Origin of the sequence: Aliiroseovarius crassostreae (genome assembly GCF_049803815.1) — a bacterium.
Lineage (GTDB): Bacteria > Pseudomonadota > Alphaproteobacteria > Rhodobacterales > Rhodobacteraceae > Aliiroseovarius > Aliiroseovarius crassostreae_A.
Map to the genome: position 1 here is coordinate 24,891 of NZ_JBNAGI010000002.1, position 18,878 is coordinate 43,768.

The 18,878-nt window shown below is 58.0% G+C and carries 18 protein-coding genes; 13 read left to right on the forward strand and 5 right to left on the reverse strand.

The features are described from left to right. Window positions 1-58 precede the first annotated feature (58 nt). From ACP15V_RS05865 to ACP15V_RS05880, 4 genes are all read left to right on the forward strand, one after another. On the forward strand, window positions 59-448 hold the full coding sequence (locus tag ACP15V_RS05865; RefSeq protein WP_424942752.1) for an acyl-CoA thioesterase: 390 nt from the start codon (window positions 59-61) through the stop codon (window positions 446-448). A gap of 111 nt (window positions 449-559) precedes the next feature. After that, window positions 560-886, forward strand: a complete 327-nt coding sequence (locus ACP15V_RS05870; protein ID WP_424942753.1) for a hypothetical protein — start codon at window positions 560-562, stop codon at window positions 884-886. Then, the gene (locus tag ACP15V_RS05875; RefSeq protein WP_424942754.1) at window positions 852-1,442 is read left to right on the forward strand and encodes a hypothetical protein; all 591 of its coding nucleotides are present in this window, start codon (window positions 852-854) and stop codon (window positions 1,440-1,442) included. Before ACP15V_RS05870 ends, ACP15V_RS05875 begins: the two co-directional genes overlap by 35 nt. Next, on the forward strand, window positions 1,435-1,911 hold the full coding sequence (locus ACP15V_RS05880) for a hypothetical protein (protein WP_424942755.1): 477 nt from the start codon (window positions 1,435-1,437) through the stop codon (window positions 1,909-1,911). Before ACP15V_RS05875 ends, ACP15V_RS05880 begins: the two co-directional genes overlap by 8 nt. Window positions 1,912-1,935: 24 nt before the next feature. On the opposite strand, the gene ettA is transcribed toward ACP15V_RS05880, so the two are convergent. Next, window positions 1,936-3,591, reverse strand: coding sequence for an energy-dependent translational throttle protein EttA (gene ettA / locus ACP15V_RS05885; RefSeq protein WP_424942756.1), 1,656 nt, complete (start codon window positions 3,589-3,591; stop codon window positions 1,936-1,938). Window positions 3,592-3,691: 100 nt separating this feature from the next. On the opposite strand from ettA, the gene ACP15V_RS05890 reads away from it, so the two are divergent. Together ACP15V_RS05890 and dacB are read left to right on the forward strand one after the other, a co-directional pair. Further along, window positions 3,692-4,300 (forward strand): nicotinate-nucleotide adenylyltransferase, encoded by a 609-nt coding sequence (locus tag ACP15V_RS05890; protein WP_424942757.1) that lies wholly within the window; start codon window positions 3,692-3,694, stop codon window positions 4,298-4,300. Between the two features lie 86 nt (window positions 4,301-4,386). Further along, complete coding sequence (gene dacB / locus ACP15V_RS05895) at window positions 4,387-5,892, forward strand: D-alanyl-D-alanine carboxypeptidase/D-alanyl-D-alanine endopeptidase (RefSeq protein ID WP_424942758.1); 1,506 nt, start codon at window positions 4,387-4,389, stop codon at window positions 5,890-5,892. A gap of 224 nt (window positions 5,893-6,116) precedes the next feature. On the opposite strand, the gene ACP15V_RS05900 is transcribed toward dacB, so the two are convergent. Then, on the reverse strand, window positions 6,117-6,539 hold the full coding sequence (locus ACP15V_RS05900; RefSeq protein ID WP_424942759.1) for a tellurite resistance TerB family protein: 423 nt from the start codon (window positions 6,537-6,539) through the stop codon (window positions 6,117-6,119). A 160-nt stretch (window positions 6,540-6,699) separates the two neighbouring features. Between ACP15V_RS05900 and ACP15V_RS05905 the strand changes: the two genes are divergently transcribed. After that, window positions 6,700-8,361 (forward strand): lysine--tRNA ligase, encoded by a 1,662-nt coding sequence (locus tag ACP15V_RS05905; RefSeq protein ID WP_424942760.1) that lies wholly within the window; start codon window positions 6,700-6,702, stop codon window positions 8,359-8,361. 59 nt (window positions 8,362-8,420) lie between these two features. Here ACP15V_RS05905 and ACP15V_RS05910 read toward each other — a convergent pair whose 3' ends face one another. Next, on the reverse strand, window positions 8,421-9,314 hold the full coding sequence (locus ACP15V_RS05910) for a DMT family transporter (protein ID WP_424942761.1): 894 nt from the start codon (window positions 9,312-9,314) through the stop codon (window positions 8,421-8,423). A gap of 253 nt (window positions 9,315-9,567) precedes the next feature. Here ACP15V_RS05910 and ACP15V_RS05915 point away from each other — a divergent pair, with 253 nt between their 5' ends. From ACP15V_RS05915 to ACP15V_RS05930, 4 genes are all read left to right on the forward strand, one after another. Beyond that, window positions 9,568-11,859, forward strand: a complete 2,292-nt coding sequence (locus ACP15V_RS05915; RefSeq protein WP_424942762.1) for a glycosyl hydrolase family 28-related protein — start codon at window positions 9,568-9,570, stop codon at window positions 11,857-11,859. Window positions 11,860-12,289: 430 nt separating this feature from the next. Further along, window positions 12,290-13,303, forward strand: a complete 1,014-nt coding sequence (gene ppk2 / locus ACP15V_RS05920; RefSeq protein WP_424942763.1) for a polyphosphate kinase 2 — start codon at window positions 12,290-12,292, stop codon at window positions 13,301-13,303. A 155-nt stretch (window positions 13,304-13,458) separates the two neighbouring features. After that, the gene (locus tag ACP15V_RS05925) at window positions 13,459-14,604 is read left to right on the forward strand and encodes a lytic murein transglycosylase (protein WP_424942764.1); all 1,146 of its coding nucleotides are present in this window, start codon (window positions 13,459-13,461) and stop codon (window positions 14,602-14,604) included. Between the two features lie 66 nt (window positions 14,605-14,670). Further along, on the forward strand, window positions 14,671-16,029 hold the full coding sequence (locus ACP15V_RS05930) for an MATE family efflux transporter (RefSeq protein WP_424942765.1): 1,359 nt from the start codon (window positions 14,671-14,673) through the stop codon (window positions 16,027-16,029). 309 nt (window positions 16,030-16,338) lie between these two features. Here ACP15V_RS05930 and ACP15V_RS05935 read toward each other — a convergent pair whose 3' ends face one another. Further along, entirely contained in the window at window positions 16,339-16,740 is a 402-nt protein-coding gene (locus ACP15V_RS05935; protein ID WP_424942766.1) for a hypothetical protein, read from the reverse strand. A 10-nt stretch (window positions 16,741-16,750) separates the two neighbouring features. After that, window positions 16,751-17,953 (reverse strand): pyridoxal phosphate-dependent aminotransferase, encoded by a 1,203-nt coding sequence (locus ACP15V_RS05940; RefSeq protein WP_424942767.1) that lies wholly within the window; start codon window positions 17,951-17,953, stop codon window positions 16,751-16,753. A gap of 89 nt (window positions 17,954-18,042) precedes the next feature. Between ACP15V_RS05940 and ACP15V_RS05945 the strand changes: the two genes are divergently transcribed. Both ACP15V_RS05945 and ACP15V_RS05950 read left to right on the forward strand, forming a co-directional pair. Beyond that, window positions 18,043-18,441, forward strand: coding sequence for a helix-turn-helix domain-containing protein (locus ACP15V_RS05945; protein WP_424942768.1), 399 nt, complete (start codon window positions 18,043-18,045; stop codon window positions 18,439-18,441). A 23-nt stretch (window positions 18,442-18,464) separates the two neighbouring features. After that, entirely contained in the window at window positions 18,465-18,764 is a 300-nt protein-coding gene (locus tag ACP15V_RS05950) for a succinate dehydrogenase assembly factor 2 (protein ID WP_424943382.1), read from the forward strand. Window positions 18,765-18,878: the final 114 nt, after the last annotated feature.

An 18,878-nucleotide genomic window follows, 5' to 3' on the forward strand; every position in this document is an offset into this window, starting at 1 on the left:
GGGCCGCGCCGTTTCGCTTACCCTTGGGGCAGAGAAAGGGGCAATGAGGAGCGGACCCATGAGCGACACCACCACTGACACTCCAGACGGCAACATCATTCTGCGCACCCTTGCGATGCCAAAAGACACCAATATTGCGGGCGATATTTTCGGCGGCTGGGTGTTGTCGCAGATGGACATCGCGGGCGGCGTTCTGGCCGCGGAACGGGCAGGGGGGCGCGTGGCCACCGTGGCGGTGGACGCGATGAAGTTCATCTCTCCGGTCAAAGTGGGCGACGTTTTGTGCATCTACGGCCGCGTCGGCCGCATCGGCACCACCTCGCTCGCCATCCACCTCGAAGCCTGGTCCGAACGCGACCGGGGGCGTTCCAAAACCCGCGTGACCGAAGGCGTCTTTGTCTTTGTGCATCTGGATGAGGACGGGAATAAGGTGGCGGTGCCGGGTTAATGTGCTCAATTATTGATTGAAAATGCACGTATATTTGACTACTGAACAGTATTATGTTTTCAACTGGAAGTTAATATGCGAAAAAGTGCTCACTACCGCAGAGCTGTTTGGATGGAAGGCAACGAAAGAAACCTCCACGAACTATTGGAAGAGGCGTGTGCAGAAAGCGGAAATGGTGCAAATTCGATATTCGAACTGCCTTCCGGTGATTGCTGCGTAGTCGCCAGAAGTCCTGCCCACGCCGGAAGGCAGTTTGTTCATTTTGTAACGTTCGAGCGTGGCGCCCAAGCTGCGATTATTCCAGCTTTGGCAGGTGCCAATCAATTCGACCCAGATCAAGTGGATGCTCCCGCTGGCGCTGAGTTCATCAACTCACAGCTGTTTATACTGGTTCAAAACAACGATGCGCTTTGGAGTACACAACAATACGCTTCGTGAAAGCACTATTGGCGGCGTGGTGCGAGCATTCTTTGATCGCTTTTTAGACGATGAAGGCGCCAATCGTTTCACGCTTTCTGCCCAGCTTGATGTTGTCCAACTCGAAAGGGCCTTCAGAGAAGGGATTGAAGAAATTGATTTAGGTTTGGGTGGGTTTCGCTCTGCGCTGGAAGAAGTGTTTGAACCGAATGCTGGTGTGCCGCAAACATCGTTGGGACGGCTAGCCAATTGGTTTCGAGAAGACCGTGATGCTGATTACGATGATGCTGCGGCTTCCGTTCAAACGAGAATTTCAATGAGGCCGGGCAGAGATTGGAAAAAAGAAAACGTCAAAGAACTGATGGCTGATTTGGCGCAAGACGTATATCGCGAAGAAGATGATGATGGCTTCGTAATTGTGACTAAATCTGGATTGCGCTTATCAAAAGGGAATCTAACAATTCATAAGCCATTTAGTGTGCAGGGAAATAAGCAAGTTGTTACACCTAAAGAGGTGTTGCTTCGAATGGATGCAATCATGGAGGGATTGCAAGAGAATAGAGTGATAGATGGCTAATCCACCTATTTCACGCAGAAAGATCATTATCGCACTCATTCTTTTCGCAGTGTGTTTTTTAGCGGGTTACTTCGGGGGAGAACCACTACGGGTTAGTGAGAAACCATCGGAATATATCGCGGTACTTTTCTCAATATTGTCTGCATCGGTATTTGCGGTGATTTCGATCATTGGAGATCCCAGTATGCTTCTCCCCGGCGGAAGAAGAGTTGCTTGGGAAAATGCAAAGTCAATTCAGGTCGAACTGCAAAAACTCAACCATGTTTTTTATATCCACATAGGTATAATTTTTCTGCTGATAATCTCAGAGTTAGTAGAAGAAATGTGCTGGGTTGAATATTATTTCGTCTTTAACTTTTTAGCATTCTTATCGACGCTTGGATTCATACTTACGCTGTCTCTTCCTCATAAACTGAGCAAGATTCAACGGGAAAGATTGACGAAGGAAATAGAGAGCCGCAAAAATTAGGGGGAGTTGCCTCCCCCATTACTCTTATCTCGTAAATTTCTTATGCTTCAACCGCTTGGGTTCCAGAGCATCCGGGCCGAGGCGCCGTTTCTTGTCCTCTTCGTAATCCTCGAAGTTGCCTTCGAACCACTCCACATGGGCGTCGCCCTCAAAAGCCAGGATGTGGGTGCAGATCCGGTCGAGGAAGAAGCGGTCGTGCGAGATGACTACGGCGCAGCCGGCGAAATCCACCAGGGCGTCTTCCAGCGCACGCAGCGTTTCCACGTCCAGATCGTTGGTCGGTTCATCGAGCAGCAGCACATTGCCGCCCTCTTTCAGAAGCCGCGCCATGTGAACCCGGTTGCGTTCCCCCCCGGACAGAAGCGACAGTTTCTTCTGCTGGTCGCCGCCCTTGAAGTTGAAGGACGAGCAATAGGCGCGGGAATTGACCTGCGCGTCGCCCAATTCGATGATCTCGGCGCCACCGGAAATCGCTTCCCACACCGTGTCGCCATCATTCAGATCATCACGCGACTGATCGACGTAGCTCAGTTTCACCGTATCACCCAGTTCAACCGTGCCCTCGTCGGGCTGTTCCTGCCCGGTCAGCATTTTGAAGAGCGTCGATTTACCGGCGCCGTTCGGGCCGATCACACCGACAATCCCACCCGGCGGCAGGGAAAAGTCAAGGTTTTCAATCAGCTGCTTGTCGCCCATGTGTTTCTTGAGCCCGGTGACTTCAATCACCTTGCCCCCCAAACGGGGGCCGTTGGGAATGACGATCTGGGCGCGGCCGACCTTGTCACGCTCGGACTGGTTGGCCATCTCATTATAGGCCGCAATCCGCGCTTTCGACTTGGCCTGGCGGGCTTTTTGCCCCTGACGCATCCATTCCAATTCGCGTTCCAGCGTCTTTTGCTTGGATTTGTCCTCGCGGGCTTCCTGCTCCAAACGTTTGGCTTTTTGCTCCAGCCACGACGAGTAATTGCCCTCGTAGGGAATGCCCGATCCGCGGTCGAGTTCAAGGATCCAGCCGGTGATGTCATCCAGGAAATAGCGGTCGTGGGTGACGATCAAGATCGTGCCTTTGTAGTCGATCAGGTGCTGTTGCAGCCAGGCGATGGTTTCGGCGTCAAGGTGGTTGGTCGGCTCATCGAGCAGCAGCATATCGGGTTGCTCAAGCAGCAGCTTGCACAGCGCGACGCGGCGTTTTTCACCGCCCGAGAGCGTCGAGACATCCGCATCATCCGGCGGGCAGCGCAGCGCTTCCATCGACACGTCTATCTGCGCGTCGAGATCCCAAAGGTTCTGCGCGTCAATCTCGTCCTGCAGCTTGGCCATCTCTTCGGCGGTCTCGTCCGAATAGTTCATGGCGAGTTCGTTGTAGCGATCGAGGATCTCTTTCTTCGCGGCCACGCCCAGCATCACATTGCCGCGCACATCAAGGCTTTCGTCCAGCGTGGGTTCTTGCGGCAGGTATCCAACCTTGGCGCCCTCAGCCGCCCAGGCTTCACCGGTGAAGTCCTTGTCCATTCCCGCCATGATGCGCATCAGGGTGGATTTACCGGTGCCGTTCACACCGACCACACCGATTTTTACGCCGGGCAGAAAGCTCAGTCGGATGTTTTCAAAGCATTTCTTGCCACCCGGATAGGTCTTGGAAACGCCGTCCATGTGGTAGACATATTGATAAGCGGCCATGGGTATGCTCCGTTAAAGTCGCGGTTTTGACAGGGAATAGCGATTTCGCTGGACGAGGGCAATCAGGTCGCGATAGGGCAGGGCAATTATGACAGGAATAATGCGACATAACTTGCCCCATGCGACGCCCGGTCAGGTGATCGGGCTGTTGGGTGGGTCCTTTGATCCGGCCCATGAAGGACACGCCCATATCACCCGCGAGGCGTTGAAACGCTTTGGGCTGGATCGGGTGTGGTGGCTGATCTCGCCGCGCAACCCGTTGAAAACACGCGGACCTGCGCCGATTGGCAGCCGCATGGCGCGTGCGCGCGAGGTGATGCAACACCCGAAGGTCGAGCTGACCCGGATCGAAGATTACACCGGCACGCGCTATACGGCAGAGACACTGCAAGCCATGATGCAGCTTTACCCCGGCGTGCGGTTCGTCTGGCTGATGGGGGCGGATAATTTGGCCGGGTTTCATCATTGGGACAATTGGCGCTGGATCATGGATCACGTGCCGGTGGGGGTTATTGCGCGCCCCGGTGATCGGGTGCAGGCGCGTATGTCACCCGCCGCGTTGATTTACCGCAACACACGTATTCGGGGGCGGGATGCCCAGTTGCTGTCGCGTGTCGAGGCCCCGGCCTGGACGCTGATCAATGCGCCAATGCGCGATATTTCCTCGACCCAGATCCGGGCCCAGGGGGCCTGGAACAATGGTGAATGACTGATGCCGCGCGGTGATCGGTGCTTGAAATCTCCGAACTTGCGCGGTTAACTCGATCCTGGATATTTTTTGACCATGAAGGCCTTATGACCAAGAGATTAACACGGCGCGGGGTGCTGACGGGAATGGGCGCAAGCGTGATGGCGAGCGCCCTGACCTCTGTTGCGCTGGCCAATGCCCCGACCCGCAGCATTGCCCCCAAACCCCGCCCGGCCGATGCGATCAAACGAACCGTGTCCGGGTTGGATGCGCTTTTGGCGAAGGCCAGGTTTTCCGGCAAGATCGGGTTTGTGGTGGCGGATGCGCGGACGGGCTTGGTGCTTGAGGCGCGCAATCCGGGTCTGGACCTGCCGCCGGCCTCCGTGGCCAAGGCGGTGACCTCGGCCTACGCGCTGTCGTCCTTGGGCAGTGCGCATCGGTTTTCCACGCGGCTGGTTGCGACGGGCCCGGTGTCCGGGGGCAAGATCAAAGGGGATCTGGTGTTGCTCGGCGGGGGGGATCCGGTGTTGGATACCAACGCGCTTGCGGGCATGGCGAAGGCGTTGAAGGACAAAGGAATTCGCGGGGTCACGGGCAAGTTTCGATACCACGCGGGCGCGCTTCCCTATGTGAAAGCCATTGATCCGGAACAACCCGATCATCTTGGATATAATCCTGCAATTTCAGGGCTTAACCTGAATTACAACCGGGTGCATTTTGAATGGAAACGGGCGGGTGACGGCTATTCGGTTGCGATGGATGCGCGCTCAGATCGCTATCGTCCGGCAGTGAATTCGGCGCGCATGAAAATCGTCAATCGCAAGATGCCGGTCTATACCTACAAGGCCGCGGCCGGTGTGGACAATTGGACCGTGGCGCGCGGCGCCCTTGGCAAAGGTGGGTCGCGCTGGTTGCCGGTGCGCAGGCCCGATCTTTATACGGCCGAAGTCTTTCAGGTGCTTGCCCGTGCGCAGGGGGTGTCTCTGCCTAAGCCTGTGGCCGCTAAATCTGCGCCGAAAGGTACGGTCATTGTTCAAAGAAACAGCGAGCCATTGGACAAAATTGCGCGCGCCATGTTGAAGTATTCCACCAACCTGACCGCAGAGATCGTGGGGTTGTCGGCCAGTAAGGCGCGGGGGGATACGCCTGGAAATCTGGCGTCGTCCGGCAAGATGATGACGGCTTGGGTGAAGCAGAATTTCGCCGCAAAATCAGTGCGTTTCGCCGATCATAGCGGGTTGTCGGATGCCTCTCGTCTGTCGGCGGACGACATGGTGAAAATGCTGGTGAAACTGGGACCGGACCATGCGCTGCATGGGTTGATGAAAGAGATCACGCCGCGCGGGGAAGATGGCAAGAAACTTGCCGGGGCGTCACATAAGATCCGCGCCAAAACCGGTACGCTGAACTTTGTCTCGGCCCTGTCGGGATATGTGACCGCGTCTGACGGTACGCCGTTGGCCTTTGCGATTTTCACCGCCGATATGAACAAGCGTAAAGCGATCAAACGGGCGGATCGGGAACGGCCTGCCGGGGCGAAAGCCTGGAGCCGACGCTCGCGTTGGCTGCAGTATCAGCTTCTCAATCGCTGGGCGGTGCTTTACGGAACCTGACCCAGAAGGCTCGGCTTGATCGTCAAACGAAACTTTAAACTTTTGCCTGCCGGTTTTGCCAAACTTTAAACTTTTCAAAGGGGTGGCAGCAAAACTTTAAACTTTTTAACGCCGCCGCATTTGATTTCGTCATGTCTCAATGGCTGCAAAGGAAAAGGGGCCGCGCGGCCCCTTTGCGATGTTTTCACAGATCTGTGTCGGGTCTGTGTCGTGCCTGTGTCGGGTCACAGCACCATATGCCGCGCCCGCGCGCCGCGTTCAATCGCGGCGGCGTGCAGGCGGTCGATGTGCAGCTCGTATCGGATCTCTTCGAGGATGCGCAGCTCCGGCCCGTGCAACACGCCGTCGGCGGCGGCCACATCGCAGGCCAGCGCATAGGCGGTTTCCCACAGATGTTCGGGCAGGTTGTTCTTGACCAGACCAAAGAGGGCGTCCAGCCCATCCTCAACCGCAAACAGGTCAAACACGGTTTGCGACACGGTTTTCATCCGGTCCGGATCGTAGTTGGCAAAGACCGGCAGGTGGTTGACCACCCGTTCAATGGCCAGAAGTTCGGCAGAGGTGATCTCTTCGTCTGACGCGGATACGGCCATCATGACGGCCACCAGGCTGTCCTGGGCGGTCAGGGAATGGGGGATGTCTTGCACTGTGGAATGCTCCTTTTGTTGCAATGCAGAATATTGACCCTGCGTGCCCTTCGCAATAGGGAGTGGGACTTAGAGACAATTGTCCGCAACACGGGTGCAGCCCAGTGGAGAATTGTCCACGACAGGTGCGATGATGCGCCAATGAAAAAGGAAACAGCAGATGACTGATCAGATCAGCCCTGAAATGCGTGAGGCCGCGATGGCCTCGAAAGCCTGGCCCTTTGAAGAAGCGCGCCGGGTGCTCAAACGCTATTCCAAGGGTGCACCTGAGAAGGGCTATGTGCTGTTTGAAACCGGCTATGGCCCCTCGGGCCTGCCGCATATCGGCACCTTTGGCGAGGTGGCGCGCACCACGATGATCCAGACCGCCTTTGAGGTGATTTCGGACATCCCGACCAAGCTGATCTGTTTCTCGGATGATCTGGACGGGATGCGCAAGGTGCCGGGCAATGTGCCCAATGCCGAAAGCCTGCAGGAACATCTGCAAAAACCGCTGACCTCGGTGCCGGATCCGTTTGGCGAGTATGAGAGCTTTGGCCACCATAACAACGCGATGTTGCGCCGGTTCCTCGATACGTTTGGGTTCAAATACGAGTTCTATTCGGCGCAGGAGTTTTACAATTCCGGCCAGTTTGACGAGGTGCTGAAGCGCGCGGTCGAAAAATATGACGAGGTGATGGAGGTGATGCTGAAGAGCCTCCGTGAAGAGCGTCGTCAGACCTATTCGATCTTCCTGCCGATCCATCCCGAAACCGGACGCGTCCTGTATGTGCCGATGAAAAAGGTCTGTGCCGAGACCCATACGATCACCTTCGACGATGAAGACGGGCGCGAATGGACGCTGCCCGTCACTGGCGGCAATGTGAAGCTGCAATGGAAGCCCGACTTTGGCGCCCGCTGGGCCGCGCTGAATGTGGATTTTGAAATGTATGGCAAGGACCACTCCACCAACACGCCGATCTATGACAAGATCTGCCGGATCCTGGGCTGGCGCGCGCCGGAGCATTTCACCTATGAGCTGTTTCTGGACGCCAATGGCCAGAAGATTTCCAAGACCTCGGGCAACGGGATTTCGATCGACGAATGGCTGACCTATGCCTCGACCGAAAGCCTGGCGTATTTCATGTATCTCAAGCCGAAAACGGCGAAACGGATGCATTTCGACGTGATCCCCAAGGCGATGGATGAGTATCACCAGCAGCTGAATGCCTATCACAAGCAGGATCTGAAAGCGCAGCTGAACAACCCCGTGTGGCATATTCACGGTGGGGATGTGCCGCGCTCGAATATGGTGGTGCCGTTCTCGATGCTGCTCAATCTGGCGTCGGTGGCCTCGGCCCATGACAAGGCGCAGCTTTGGGGGTTCATCCAACGCTATGCGCCCGATGCCAGCCCGGAGACCCACCCGGATCTGGATGCGGCGGCGGGGTATGCGGTGAAATACTACGAAGACTTTGTCGAGCCGGAGAAAGTGTTCCGCCTGCCCACCGATCAGGAGCGTGCGGCGATGGCCGATCTGGCGGCGGCGTTCCGCGATGGCGACACCGCGCTGGGGTTGATTGCCAGGAAGAACGAGATTGTCGGCAATGATGATCCGCTGCCTTCGGTGGATTTTGCGTCGGATGAGTTCCTGCAGTCGATTGTCTTCGCCGTGGGCAAGGTGCACGGTTTTGAAAACCTGCGCGACTGGTTCAAGGCGCTTTACGAGGTGCTCTTGGGCGCAAGCCAGGGCCCGCGCTTTGGCGGGTTTGCGGCGCTGTACGGCGTCGAAGACACCGCCGCGCTGATCGATCGCGCGCTGGCGGGCGAACTGGTTGGCTGATCGACAAGGTGCAACCGGACACTGAGGGAATGAAAAGGCGCCAAGTGGCGCCTTTTTATTTAAGTTGAATGTGATTTGGCGGGCGTGTTCCGTGTGTCACGAAAACTGACCAGATAGGCGGCGAACAACACAAGCACGGTGGCTGGCAAGAAGTTGAGCCCGGGGGTGATGTTGAAGATCAACAGGTCTGCCGCAACCGCAAAAATCAGTGAAATATACTCGATCCCGGCCAGTTTTGCCGTTTCTGCGTGCTTCAACCCCAGGGTCATGCAGATATGCGCAAGCCCCCCTGACACCCCAGCCCCGACAAGCAAAAGGTAACTCGTAAGACTGGGGGACGCCCAGCCAAAGGGCGCCGAGATCAGCCCGCCCATGGCGCAGACCAAAGCAAAGAAAAAGGCAATTGCACCGGGGTGTTCGGTTTTTGTCAGGTCTCTGATCTGGACCTTGGCCACCGCCGTGATCACCGCCGTGGCCAATCCAAGTGCCACGCCGATCAAGTATCCGTCAGGCCGGGTTTCCCATAGGGCAGGGAAGGTCATTACCAGAACCCCCAGAAAGCCACAGGTAACGGCAAGCACGCGCGCTCGGGTGATCGCCTCGCCCAGGAACACACCGCCGAGGATCAACATCAGGATCGGCGTGAGGTAGCCAATCACCGTGCTGTCGGCAACGGGCAGGAATTTCAATGACGCAAAGGATGTGGTCATGGCGGCCAGCCCAAACAGGCATCTGAGAAAATGGGCTCCGGGCCGTTTGGTAAGCAAGCCCGAGGGCAGATCCCCCGTCAGGTAGAGATAGGCCATCAAGGGGACAAGCGCGACTGCGCTGCGCCAGAAGATAATCTGACCAAGGGGAATGTTTTCGGTCGTCAGCTTTACGCAAACCACCATGACGGTGAAAAAGAAACTGGCGGCAACGCGTAACGCGAGGCCAAATTGATCATGTGCCATTTGGGGACCTGTTCCATGAGATGAAAAACTTGGCGGGCTGGTTTCCAGTGTTGCGGGTGCGGTCGGTCTGACCTGTTGCATCGCGTGTGGAGCGCGTGGCGGGCGTACGCACAGGTTAATCCCTCTTAAACCCCATTTGCTACCTCTTTCCCCGTTTCGGGCCGCGCGTCCGACCACCTGTGCCTGTGGCCTTGGGCGATTTGCCCCCGGCCCCGACCGGGTGAGGCTGTATTTTGACCTGAAAGGGAACTTTATGAACAAGGCACTTACCGACGGGGTGGTCTTCATGCCGCCCCCCTTCGCAGATGGTCTGAACAACTGGTCCAGCGGGGATGGCACGCCCGGCTCGCCCAATTATGCAGTGGCGACAAATGCGGCGCTGGTGCCGGCAGACCAGGATTTCGATGGTTGTCTGGAGGTTTTCAAAGACGCCAATTCGCTCAAGGTGACCTATACCGGCCAGACGCCATATGAGCAGGGCTGCTATTTGCGTCTGTCTGCGAAGGTCAAGGTTCTCAGCGGCCCGCTTCCGTCTGTCCGCGTGGTTGGCAAGCCGCTTAAATCAAACAACAGCCACGCCACCGGGTACGTGGAAGCAGGGCCCAGCGTGCCGCTGACGTCTTATGGTGAGGTGGTCGAGATCTCGGCGATTGTCGGGTCGGGGTCGCGCAATGGGGTCGATATGATCTGGGGCGCCGATGTGGCCTATGGTCATCTGGGGCTGGAGTTCACCGGGTCGAACGGGGCGATCATTCGCATTGATGATATGACCATCGAAGATGTGACCGGTGCCTATCTGCGCGACATGATGGATTGGGTGGATGTGCGCGATTTTGGCGCTGCGGGCGATGGCACCACCAATGACCATGCCGCCTTCCTGGCCGCCGATGCCGCCGCCAATGGCCGCACCGTGTTGGTGCCCGAAGGCACCTATCGCGTCACGTCGAACCTGACCATGCACGCGGATATGCGCTTTGAGGGCAACATCACCATGCCCGACAACGTCTACCTGTCGCTGACCCGCAGTTTCGACCTGCCCACCTATATCGACGCCTTCGGGGACGAGATCCTGGGCTTCAAAAAGGCGTTCCAGGCCCTTCTGCATTATTCCGACCACGAGATCCTGGACATGTGTGGCCGTCGCATCGATGTGACGGAACCGATTGACATGCAGGCGGCCTATAACGCGTCGGACAGTTTTCTCATTCGCCGGGTGATCAAGAATGGCCAGTTCTATGTCATTGATGGCCCGGCCTGGGATGTAAGCAGCGTAAACGCCAATGGCAGCTATAATCCCAACAACCCCTATCAGCTGACTTCGGTGTCCAATATCGGGTCGATCAAGCGCGGGGATCTGATCACCGGCAATGGGGTCGGGCGCGAGGTTTACGTGACCGATGTGAATATCGGGGGCAATTCACTGACCCTGTCACAGCCTTTGTATGGGCCGTCCGCAACCCAAAGCTATACGTTCAAAAGGTTCAAATACGTTCTCGACTTCTCGGGTTTTGCGCAGGTGAACCGGATGACCCTGTCCGAGGTGGAGTTTCAGTGCAACGGCCACGCGTCGGCGGTGCGTCTGGCCCGCAGCGGTGAAAACGCGATTTTCCAGGATTGCTTTTTCATCAAGCCCAAGAACCGGGGCATCACCTCGATCGGAACAGGCTGTCAGGACCTTCACATCGAACGCTGTCAGTTCATTTCCGCCGAACAGGGGCTGGCTGCCACCGCGCGTCAGTCAATCGGGTTCAATATGAACAAGAACGACGCGAAGATCCGTGACAACCGCGCGCAGCGGCTGGGCACGACCTGTGTGATGCACGGGGCGGGGCATATCATCCAGGGCAACCACTTTTTCCAGGGGGATGAGGTGGATAACGGGCCCAGGGTTGCCGGGCTGGTCTTTACCTATGAGAACACCAAGATGGTGATCACCGGCAATTATATCGACAATTGCTTTATCGAGTTGAACAACGAACATGACCCCAAGCCGGATTACGCGTCGGAGTATTCCTTTGGTGGCCTGACCATCACGGGCAATATCTTTACGGTTCAGGATGCGGCCTCGTCCTTCAACTTCATCATCGTGAAACCCTTTGGCAGCGGGCATTTCGTGTCGGGCATGCATATCACCGACAACACCTTCCGCGCGCGCAATGGCAATATCACCCGTGTGGATGGGGTGTCGACCACCCATGCCACGCTAAACGGATGGAGCTATCGCAATCTCACGTTCCAGAACAATGCGTTTTTCGGCATCACCCAGCGCACGGCCTCTCCGGTGATGCTGGAGTTCAACCAGGGCAGCAATGCGTCGACCTGGAACCTGAACGTGGCAGGCTATATGCCATTTGACGGCAAGGCCCGGCGTTGTCAGGCGCTGACCTTTGAAGATGATCTGAGGGACAGTGGCAACAATGCGGTCTATGATATGCCGTTGACCAAAACCGGGCAGGGCACCGGCAATACCACGGTGCAGTTGAAATGGCCCCGTGCGGTGCGCGGTACGGTTTTTGCGACGATCCGTGCTGACAAGGCGATCTGATCGCGGATCGCGTCGGACACACGGTTTGAAAACAGGAAGCGCCCCGGTGAAACGCCGGGGTGTTTTCATGTGAGAGCTCAGCCCCCCTTGCGTCGCATGACCATCCCACGCAGCTCTTGCAGCAGCGCCAGAAGGATGACGCTGGCGGCCAGTTGATCAAAGCTGACAAAGTCGAGGATGGTCATTCTTGTTATCTCCCGCTCACCTGTCTTACGTCCTTACCGTTTGAACAGAGCAGAGTTAACAAGAGATTTCCACCGGTGGAGAAAAACGTGAAACCGTCGCCGGTTTTGCCGGGGATTCATCACAAGTTCCTGGCGAAAACTTGCGTCAAAAAACGCCAAAATATTGACCCGGATCAAAGCGGCGGAATGTGCAACCGGATACACTGCAAATGCATTCAAAAAAGGGACAGATAGGAGAGAAGTGCATGGCGCAAACCACACGTAGAACCCCGGGTAAATCCACCGCTACAAATGGCACGGCTGCGGTAAAAGCTGCCAGCGACACAACCGACCCGACGGACGCTGCCCCCAAAGAGGCCGAGCAAAAGGTTGCGACAAGCGCTGTCAAAGGGTCGTTCCCCAAGGTGACCTCGGACCAGATCCGTCAGACCTTTGAAAATGGCAAATACCCCTATGAGGACAAGCTGGGGCGCAAAGACTATGAGCGCCAGAAAAGCAAGATTCAGGCAGAGCTTCTGAAGGTGCAGAAGTGGGTCGGTGAGACCGGTCAGAAATTTGTCCTGTTGTTTGAGGGCCGCGATGCGGCGGGCAAGGGCGGCACCATCAAACGGTTCATGGAACACCTGAACCCGCGCGAAGCCCGCGTGGTGGCGCTGAACAAGCCCACGGATGAAGAGCGCGGCCAGTGGTTCTACCAACGCTATATCTCGCAGCTGCCGACGGCTGGCGAAATGGTGTTTTATGACCGCTCCTGGTACAACCGCGCGGGTGTAGAGCGCGTGATGGGCTTTTGTACGCCGAACGAATACCTGGAATTTATGCGCCAGACCCCGGAATTTGAACGGATGCTGACCCGGTCGGGCATTCGCCTGTATAAATACTGGTTCTCGGTCACCCGCGAAGAGCAGAAGCGCCGGTTTGACAGCCGCAAGGATGACCCGCTGAAGCGTTGGAAATTGTCGCCGGTGGATGTGGCGTCCCTGTCCAAGTGGGATGATTACACCGAGGCGAAAGAGGCGATGTTCTTCTATACCGACACGGCCGATGCGCCCTGGACCATCATCAAGTCGAACGACAAGAAACGTGCGCGCCTTGAATGCATGCGCCACTTCCTGTCGACCATCGACTACCCGGACAAGGATCACGATCTGGTCGACCAGCCCGATCCGCTGATTGTGGGCCACGCGAGCCAGGTGATCCACAACGCCGATCACATTCTGGGGGCCAGCCTGCATCCCGATCAACGGCGTGGCGGCTGATCACAGCGCCAGATCGCAGGAGAGAGACAAAACACAAACCCAAAGGCGGCGGGGCAACCTGCCGCCTTTTTTCATGCGCGCGCCACAATTGCTTGTCACCCGTTCATGTCCCGTTAGACTGACCCCATAACAAACGGGCATTTCGACAGGTGAATATGATGGACAGGCGGCAGTTTACCGTATTGATGGGGGCAAGCGTTCTGGCAGGGTGCCAAAGCACAGCACAAGGCACAGCACAGGGTTCGGGCGCGATCCGGCCCGCCAACCGCGCAGCAGCTTCCCAACGGTTCCAACCGGTGAAAAACGCGGGCTTTGATGCCTGGGTCGAGGGCGCCTATGGCCGCGCCCGGGCCAAGGGGATTTCAAACCGCACGTTGAAACGCGCCCGCCCGACCATCGGCTTTCTGCCCGAAGTGGTGAAGGTCGACCGCAACCAGACCGAGTTTAAACGCTCGTTTGAGGATTACCTTGCCATTGCCACGTCGGAAAACCGGGTGGCCACCGGGCGGGCGATGTTGCGCCAATATGCGGGGCTTCTGGACCGGATCGAACGGCAATATGGCGTCGAGAAAGAGGTGGTCACCGCGGTCTGGGGGCTGGAAAGCCGCTATGGCACCCGCAAGGGCGACGTGCCCACCCTGTCTGCGCTGGGCACGCTGGCCTATGACGGACGGCGCGGGAACCTGTTTGAACGGCAGTTTCAGGCCGCGCTGAAGATCCTTGATAACGGCGACATCGCGCCTGCGCAGATGCTGGGCAGCTGGGCGGGTGCCATGGGCCACACACAGTTCATGCCGACCAGCTACCTGTCCTTTGCCGTGGATTTCGACGGCGACGGGGCGCGCAATATCTGGGGCGCGGATCCCACCGACGCGCTGGCTTCGGCCGCCGCCTATCTCAATCGCAACGGTTGGCGCAAGGGCGCGCGCTGGGGGCAGGAAAGCGCAAATGGCGCAGTGGTGCCCGGCGGCGCGAATGGCCCACGCTTTGACAAGGGGCCAAATTACCGCGTGCTGGGCCGTTATAACAACGCGCAGAAATATATTATTGGCGTGGGCATCCTGTCAGACCTGCTGGCCGGTCGCCCCGGGTTGCGCCACGAATTTGGCCCGGACGCCAATGGCATGCGCCTCAAAGACCGGATTGCGTTGCAAAAGGGTCTGGCGCGGGCAGGCTACGATGTGGGGGAACCGGACGGGGTGATTGGCCCCAAAACGCTCGCCGCCATCCGCGCCTTCGAACAGGCCCAGGGGCTGGCGGTGACCGGTCGCCCCACCATGGCGCTATTGTCCCGTCTGTAACCCGAACAGGCTGGGCCGCGGATTTCCCCTCTTGCGAGGCTGCAAAATTCCAACTAGCGGTGAAGGATGACCACGTTACCGCAAACGATCCCCCAACACATGCGCGCAGCCCTTCTGCTGGGGCTGCCGTTGATCGGCTCGCAATTGGCGGGTTTTGCCATCCAGATCATCGATACGATCATGCTGGGTTGGTACGGGGTCGAAGAACTGGCGGCGGTGGTGCTGGCGGGCACGTTGTTCTTTGTCTTGATGATCATGGGGTCGGGCTTTGCCTGGGCGGTGATGCCGATGGTGGCCTCGGCCTCTGAAGAAGGTGATGACACCCGCGTGCGCCGGGTCACCCGGATGGGGTTTTGGTCCTCCGCGATCATTGCCACCCTGGTGATGCCCGCGCTGTGGTGGTCCGAACCGCTGCTTCTGGCAATCGGGCAGAAACCGGATCTGTCGGCGACGGCACAAGATTACCTGCGCATCATGGGGTGGGGGCTCTACCCCGCGTTGGGCATCATGGTGCTGCGCTCTTACCTCTCGGCGCTCGAACGCACCAAGGTGGTGCTCTATGGCACGCTGATGGCCGTGGTGTTGAATGCCTTCCTGAACTACACGCTGATCTTCGGCAATTTCGGCTTTCCCGAACTGGGCGTGCGCGGTGCGGCCACGGCGTCGCTGATTGTGCAGATGGCCAATTTCGCGGTGCTGGTGGCCTATGCGATGCGTGTCCTGCCCGAACACAACCTTTTTCAGCGGATCTGGCGCCCTGATTGGGAGGCCCTGCGCGAAGTGGTGCGGATGGGCAGCCAGATCGGCCTGACCTCGCTGGCAGAAGCGGGGCTCTTCTCGGCGTCCACCGTGGTGATGGGATGGATCGGGACGCTGGAACTGGCGGCGCACGGGATCGCGCTGCAGATCGTGTCCGCCTTCTTCATGGTGCATATTGGGCTGTCCAATGCCGCCACCGTGCGCGCGGGCCGCGCGTTGGGCCGCAAGGATGAAGTGGGGCTGCGCAAAGGCGCACTGGCGATCACGCTCATCTCGCTCACCTTCGGATTGGTGTCGGTACTGGTCTTTATCGGGCTGCCACACCCGATGATCAGCGTATTCCTGGACCCAACCGAACCCCTGCGCGACGACATCCTGCGCATCGGCACCTCGCTTCTGGTGGTCGCTGCCATTTTCCAGTTCGCTGATTCCGCACAGGTCATGGCGCTGGGCCTTTTGCGCGGCGTACATGACACGAAAGTGCCGATGGTGATTGCCTCGATCAGCTATTGGGTGATCGGCGTCCCCATGTCTTATGTGATGGGCATCACCTGGGGCTGGGGCGGAGAGGGCGTCTGGGCGGGTCTGGTCATCGGCCTCTTGTTTGCCGGGGCCTTCATGTCCTGGCGCTTCTGGACCCGCTCGTCTCGGATTTCGACGCCGTAAACCCCCCGTCAGATCTCAGTCAGATCACAGACGGACCACAGGTTGTCCACGCGGGTATCCTCATTTTCTAATCAGAAATATCCCGGGGTGAGGCTGAAAGCCGAGGGGCAGCGCCCCTGTTTCCCCCCGATCCACCAACGCGACGCTGATATGGCCGCTTATCCGAGCACCAACGCAAAAGCGCCGGGAGATGCTCGTTCGGCAAATGCGCATTTTGTTGCGAAAACAAAGGCCCACGTTTCGGAGTGCGCGTCGCCCGGCGCCCCCGCCCGCCGCAGGCGGCGCGCATCAAGAATGCGAGCGACCCCTTTAGCCCTTCAACATCCGGTCCGCCTTTTTGCGCACCAGTACCGTGCGCAGGTCATGCATTGCCAGTAGCAGCGCATCGGTGATCTCTTCCAGATCCTCGTTCGACGCCTTGGTCTGCGCCCAATGGGCGGTGGTGTTCAGGTGATCCACCGTGCGCAGGATGTCGTCGATATTGCGTTGGTCCAGAAGGGCGCGCCGCTCCTCCATCCACTTGGCAATTGCACCGCGATCTTCCTCTGACAAGGCGCGGTCGCCATGGGGTTTCACGTCACCATTACGAATGTTCACAATGGCGATCTGGTCCATGTCGATGCGCCGATGTCGGTTTTCGGTATCGACGCGAAAGACGAAGGCGCCATTGTCGCGCACGCGGAAGTAATAGTCGGGCAGCTCGGTCGCCATCGGGTCCCCCTCAGCTTAGCGTGGCGCAGAAATCCTGAATGCGGCTGCAGGCCTCTCGCAGCGCGTCGTCCGACGTAGCATAGCTGACCCGGAAGTTCGGCGACAGACCAAAGGCCGCCCCGAACACCACCGCCACGCCTTTTTCTTCCAACAGCGCCTTGGCGAAGACCTCGTCATTGTCGATCTTCACACCGCCCGCGCTGGTTTTGCCCAGGCACCCGGCGATCGACGGGTAGACGTAAAACGCCCCGTCCGGCACCGGGCAGTCAAGCCCCTCGGCGGCATTCAGCATCTCGACCACCAGGTCACGGCGGCGCACAAAGGTTGCGTTGTTTTCGGCGATGTAATCCTGCGGGCCGTTCAGCGCTTCCACAGCGGCCCATTGGCTGACCGAACAGGGGTTTGAGGTCGATTGCGACTGGATCTTGCGCATCGCGGCAATCAGCTCCACCGGGCCTGCCGCATAGCCGATCCGCCAGCCGGTCATCGCATAGGCCTTGGAGACGCCGTTGCAGGTTAGGGTGCGGTCATAAAGCCCCGGCTCCACCTCGGCGGGGGTGCAAAACTCGAAATCGTCATAGGCCAGGTGCTCATACATATCATCGGTCATCACCCAGACATGGGGGTGGCGCATCAGCACGTCGGTCAGCGCCTTCAGCTCGTCGCGCGAATAGCCCGCACCGGTCGGGTTCGAGGGAGAGTTGAAGATCAGCCATTTGGTCTTTGGCGTGATCGCCGCCTCCAGCTGTTCGGCGGTCATGCGAAAGCCGGTTTCAATCGGACATTCCACCACCACCGGTTCGCCGCCCGCTAGCAGCACCATGTCGGGGTAGCTGACCCAATAGGGGGCCGGGATGATCACCTCGTCGCCGGGATTGAGCGTGGCCATCAGCGCATTATACAGGATCTGTTTGCCGCCGGTGGCGACAGACACCTGCTTGGGCTCATAGCGCAACCCATTGTCACGCTTGAACTTTGCGCAGATCGCCGCCTTCAGCTCCGTGATGCCGTCCACGGCAGTGTATTTGGTTTTGCCCGCATCAATCGCCGCCTTGGCCGCCGCCTTGATGTTCTCGGGCGTGTCGAAATCCGGCTCGCCCGCGCCCAGGCCAATCACATCCTTGCCCTGGGCCTTCAGCTCCGCCGCCAGGTTGGACACTGCAATGGTCGGGGAAGGTTTTACGCGGTTCAGTGTCGCAGACAGGAAAGTCATGGCGGGCCTCTGTTTGTATAATCTGTGTGAGTTGTTTAGGTTGCGCGGGAATTGCGTTCAAGCGTGTTGACAGGAAAAGGGGCAGATTGATGGATGATGCAGATCATAACGGCGGCTGGTATTCGGAAGAAGAGGCCACCTTTGGTGATCGTCTGGCCGGTGCACGTGAAGCGGTGGGCATGAACCAGTCGGAACTGGCCCGGCGCATGGGGGTCAAACTGAAGACCCTGCGCAACTGGGAAAATGACATGTCAGAGCCGCGTGCAAACAAATTGAACATGGTATCCGGCGTTCTGAATGTATCGCTGCGCTGGTTGTTGACCGGCGAAGGCGAGGGTGTGGACCAGCCCGAAGACGAGGTGGAACAGACACCGGAAATCCGGGACCTTCTTCTGGAGATCCGTGATATCCGTACCCAGATGACCCAATCTGCCGACCGTCTGGCGCGGTTGGAGAAGAAACTGCGCAAACGCATGGAGACCGCGTAAGGATGTCGAAACAAAGTGACGAGATGCTGGATGCGCTTCTGAGCGAGCTGCCCGGTGGTCCGGCGGATGAGACACGGGAAAACCGGGTGAAACGGCTGGCCATGCGCTCCATGCGCCGGGGCATCAAAGAGATGGACATCATCTTGAAGAAATATGCCGATGCCCATCTTTCCGGCATGTCGGACACGGCGCTGGATGCCTATGAGGCCCTGCTGTCAAACAATGACCAGGACCTTTATCAATGGGTGTCCGGCCAACAGCCCGCGCCGGAACCGCATGCGGATCTGATCGAAGAGATCGCTGAATTCACCGGTGCGCGGTAACGGTTTCTCAATAAAAAAGAACGGTTTGGGTGGGAATTGCGGAAAATTTTCGGCAACTCCCCCTCTCATTCGCTGCAGATTTAACTGAATGTAATGAATTTGCCCCGAAAACTC

Excerpts from the sequence above, each read along its gene's own strand:
- ettA (WP_424942756.1), bottom strand. The coding sequence starts at position 3,591 with ATGGCCGCTTATCAATATGTCTACCACATGGACGGCGTTTCCAAGACC.
- ACP15V_RS05870 (WP_424942753.1), top strand. The coding sequence starts at position 560 with ATGGAAGGCAACGAAAGAAACCTCCACGAACTATTGGAAGAGGCGTGT.
- ACP15V_RS05890 (WP_424942757.1), top strand. The coding sequence starts at position 3,692 with ATGCGACATAACTTGCCCCATGCGACGCCCGGTCAGGTGATCGGGCTG.
- dacB (WP_424942758.1), top strand. The coding sequence starts at position 4,387 with ATGACCAAGAGATTAACACGGCGCGGGGTGCTGACGGGAATGGGCGCA.
- ACP15V_RS05940 (WP_424942767.1), bottom strand. The coding sequence starts at position 17,953 with ATGACTTTCCTGTCTGCGACACTGAACCGCGTAAAACCTTCCCCGACC.
- ppk2 (WP_424942763.1), top strand. The coding sequence starts at position 12,290 with ATGGCGCAAACCACACGTAGAACCCCGGGTAAATCCACCGCTACAAAT.
- ACP15V_RS05925 (WP_424942764.1), top strand. The coding sequence starts at position 13,459 with ATGATGGACAGGCGGCAGTTTACCGTATTGATGGGGGCAAGCGTTCTG.
- ACP15V_RS05950 (WP_424943382.1), top strand. The coding sequence starts at position 18,465 with ATGCTGGATGCGCTTCTGAGCGAGCTGCCCGGTGGTCCGGCGGATGAG.
- ACP15V_RS05880 (WP_424942755.1), top strand. The coding sequence starts at position 1,435 with ATGGCTAATCCACCTATTTCACGCAGAAAGATCATTATCGCACTCATT.
- ACP15V_RS05910 (WP_424942761.1), bottom strand. The coding sequence starts at position 9,314 with ATGGCACATGATCAATTTGGCCTCGCGTTACGCGTTGCCGCCAGTTTC.
- ACP15V_RS05915 (WP_424942762.1), top strand. The coding sequence starts at position 9,568 with ATGAACAAGGCACTTACCGACGGGGTGGTCTTCATGCCGCCCCCCTTC.
- ACP15V_RS05905 (WP_424942760.1), top strand. The coding sequence starts at position 6,700 with ATGACTGATCAGATCAGCCCTGAAATGCGTGAGGCCGCGATGGCCTCG.
- ACP15V_RS05930 (WP_424942765.1), top strand. The coding sequence starts at position 14,671 with ATGACCACGTTACCGCAAACGATCCCCCAACACATGCGCGCAGCCCTT.
- ACP15V_RS05875 (WP_424942754.1), top strand. The coding sequence starts at position 852 with ATGCGCTTTGGAGTACACAACAATACGCTTCGTGAAAGCACTATTGGC.
- ACP15V_RS05945 (WP_424942768.1), top strand. The coding sequence starts at position 18,043 with ATGGATGATGCAGATCATAACGGCGGCTGGTATTCGGAAGAAGAGGCC.
- ACP15V_RS05865 (WP_424942752.1), top strand. The coding sequence starts at position 59 with ATGAGCGACACCACCACTGACACTCCAGACGGCAACATCATTCTGCGC.
- ACP15V_RS05935 (WP_424942766.1), bottom strand. The coding sequence starts at position 16,740 with ATGGCGACCGAGCTGCCCGACTATTACTTCCGCGTGCGCGACAATGGC.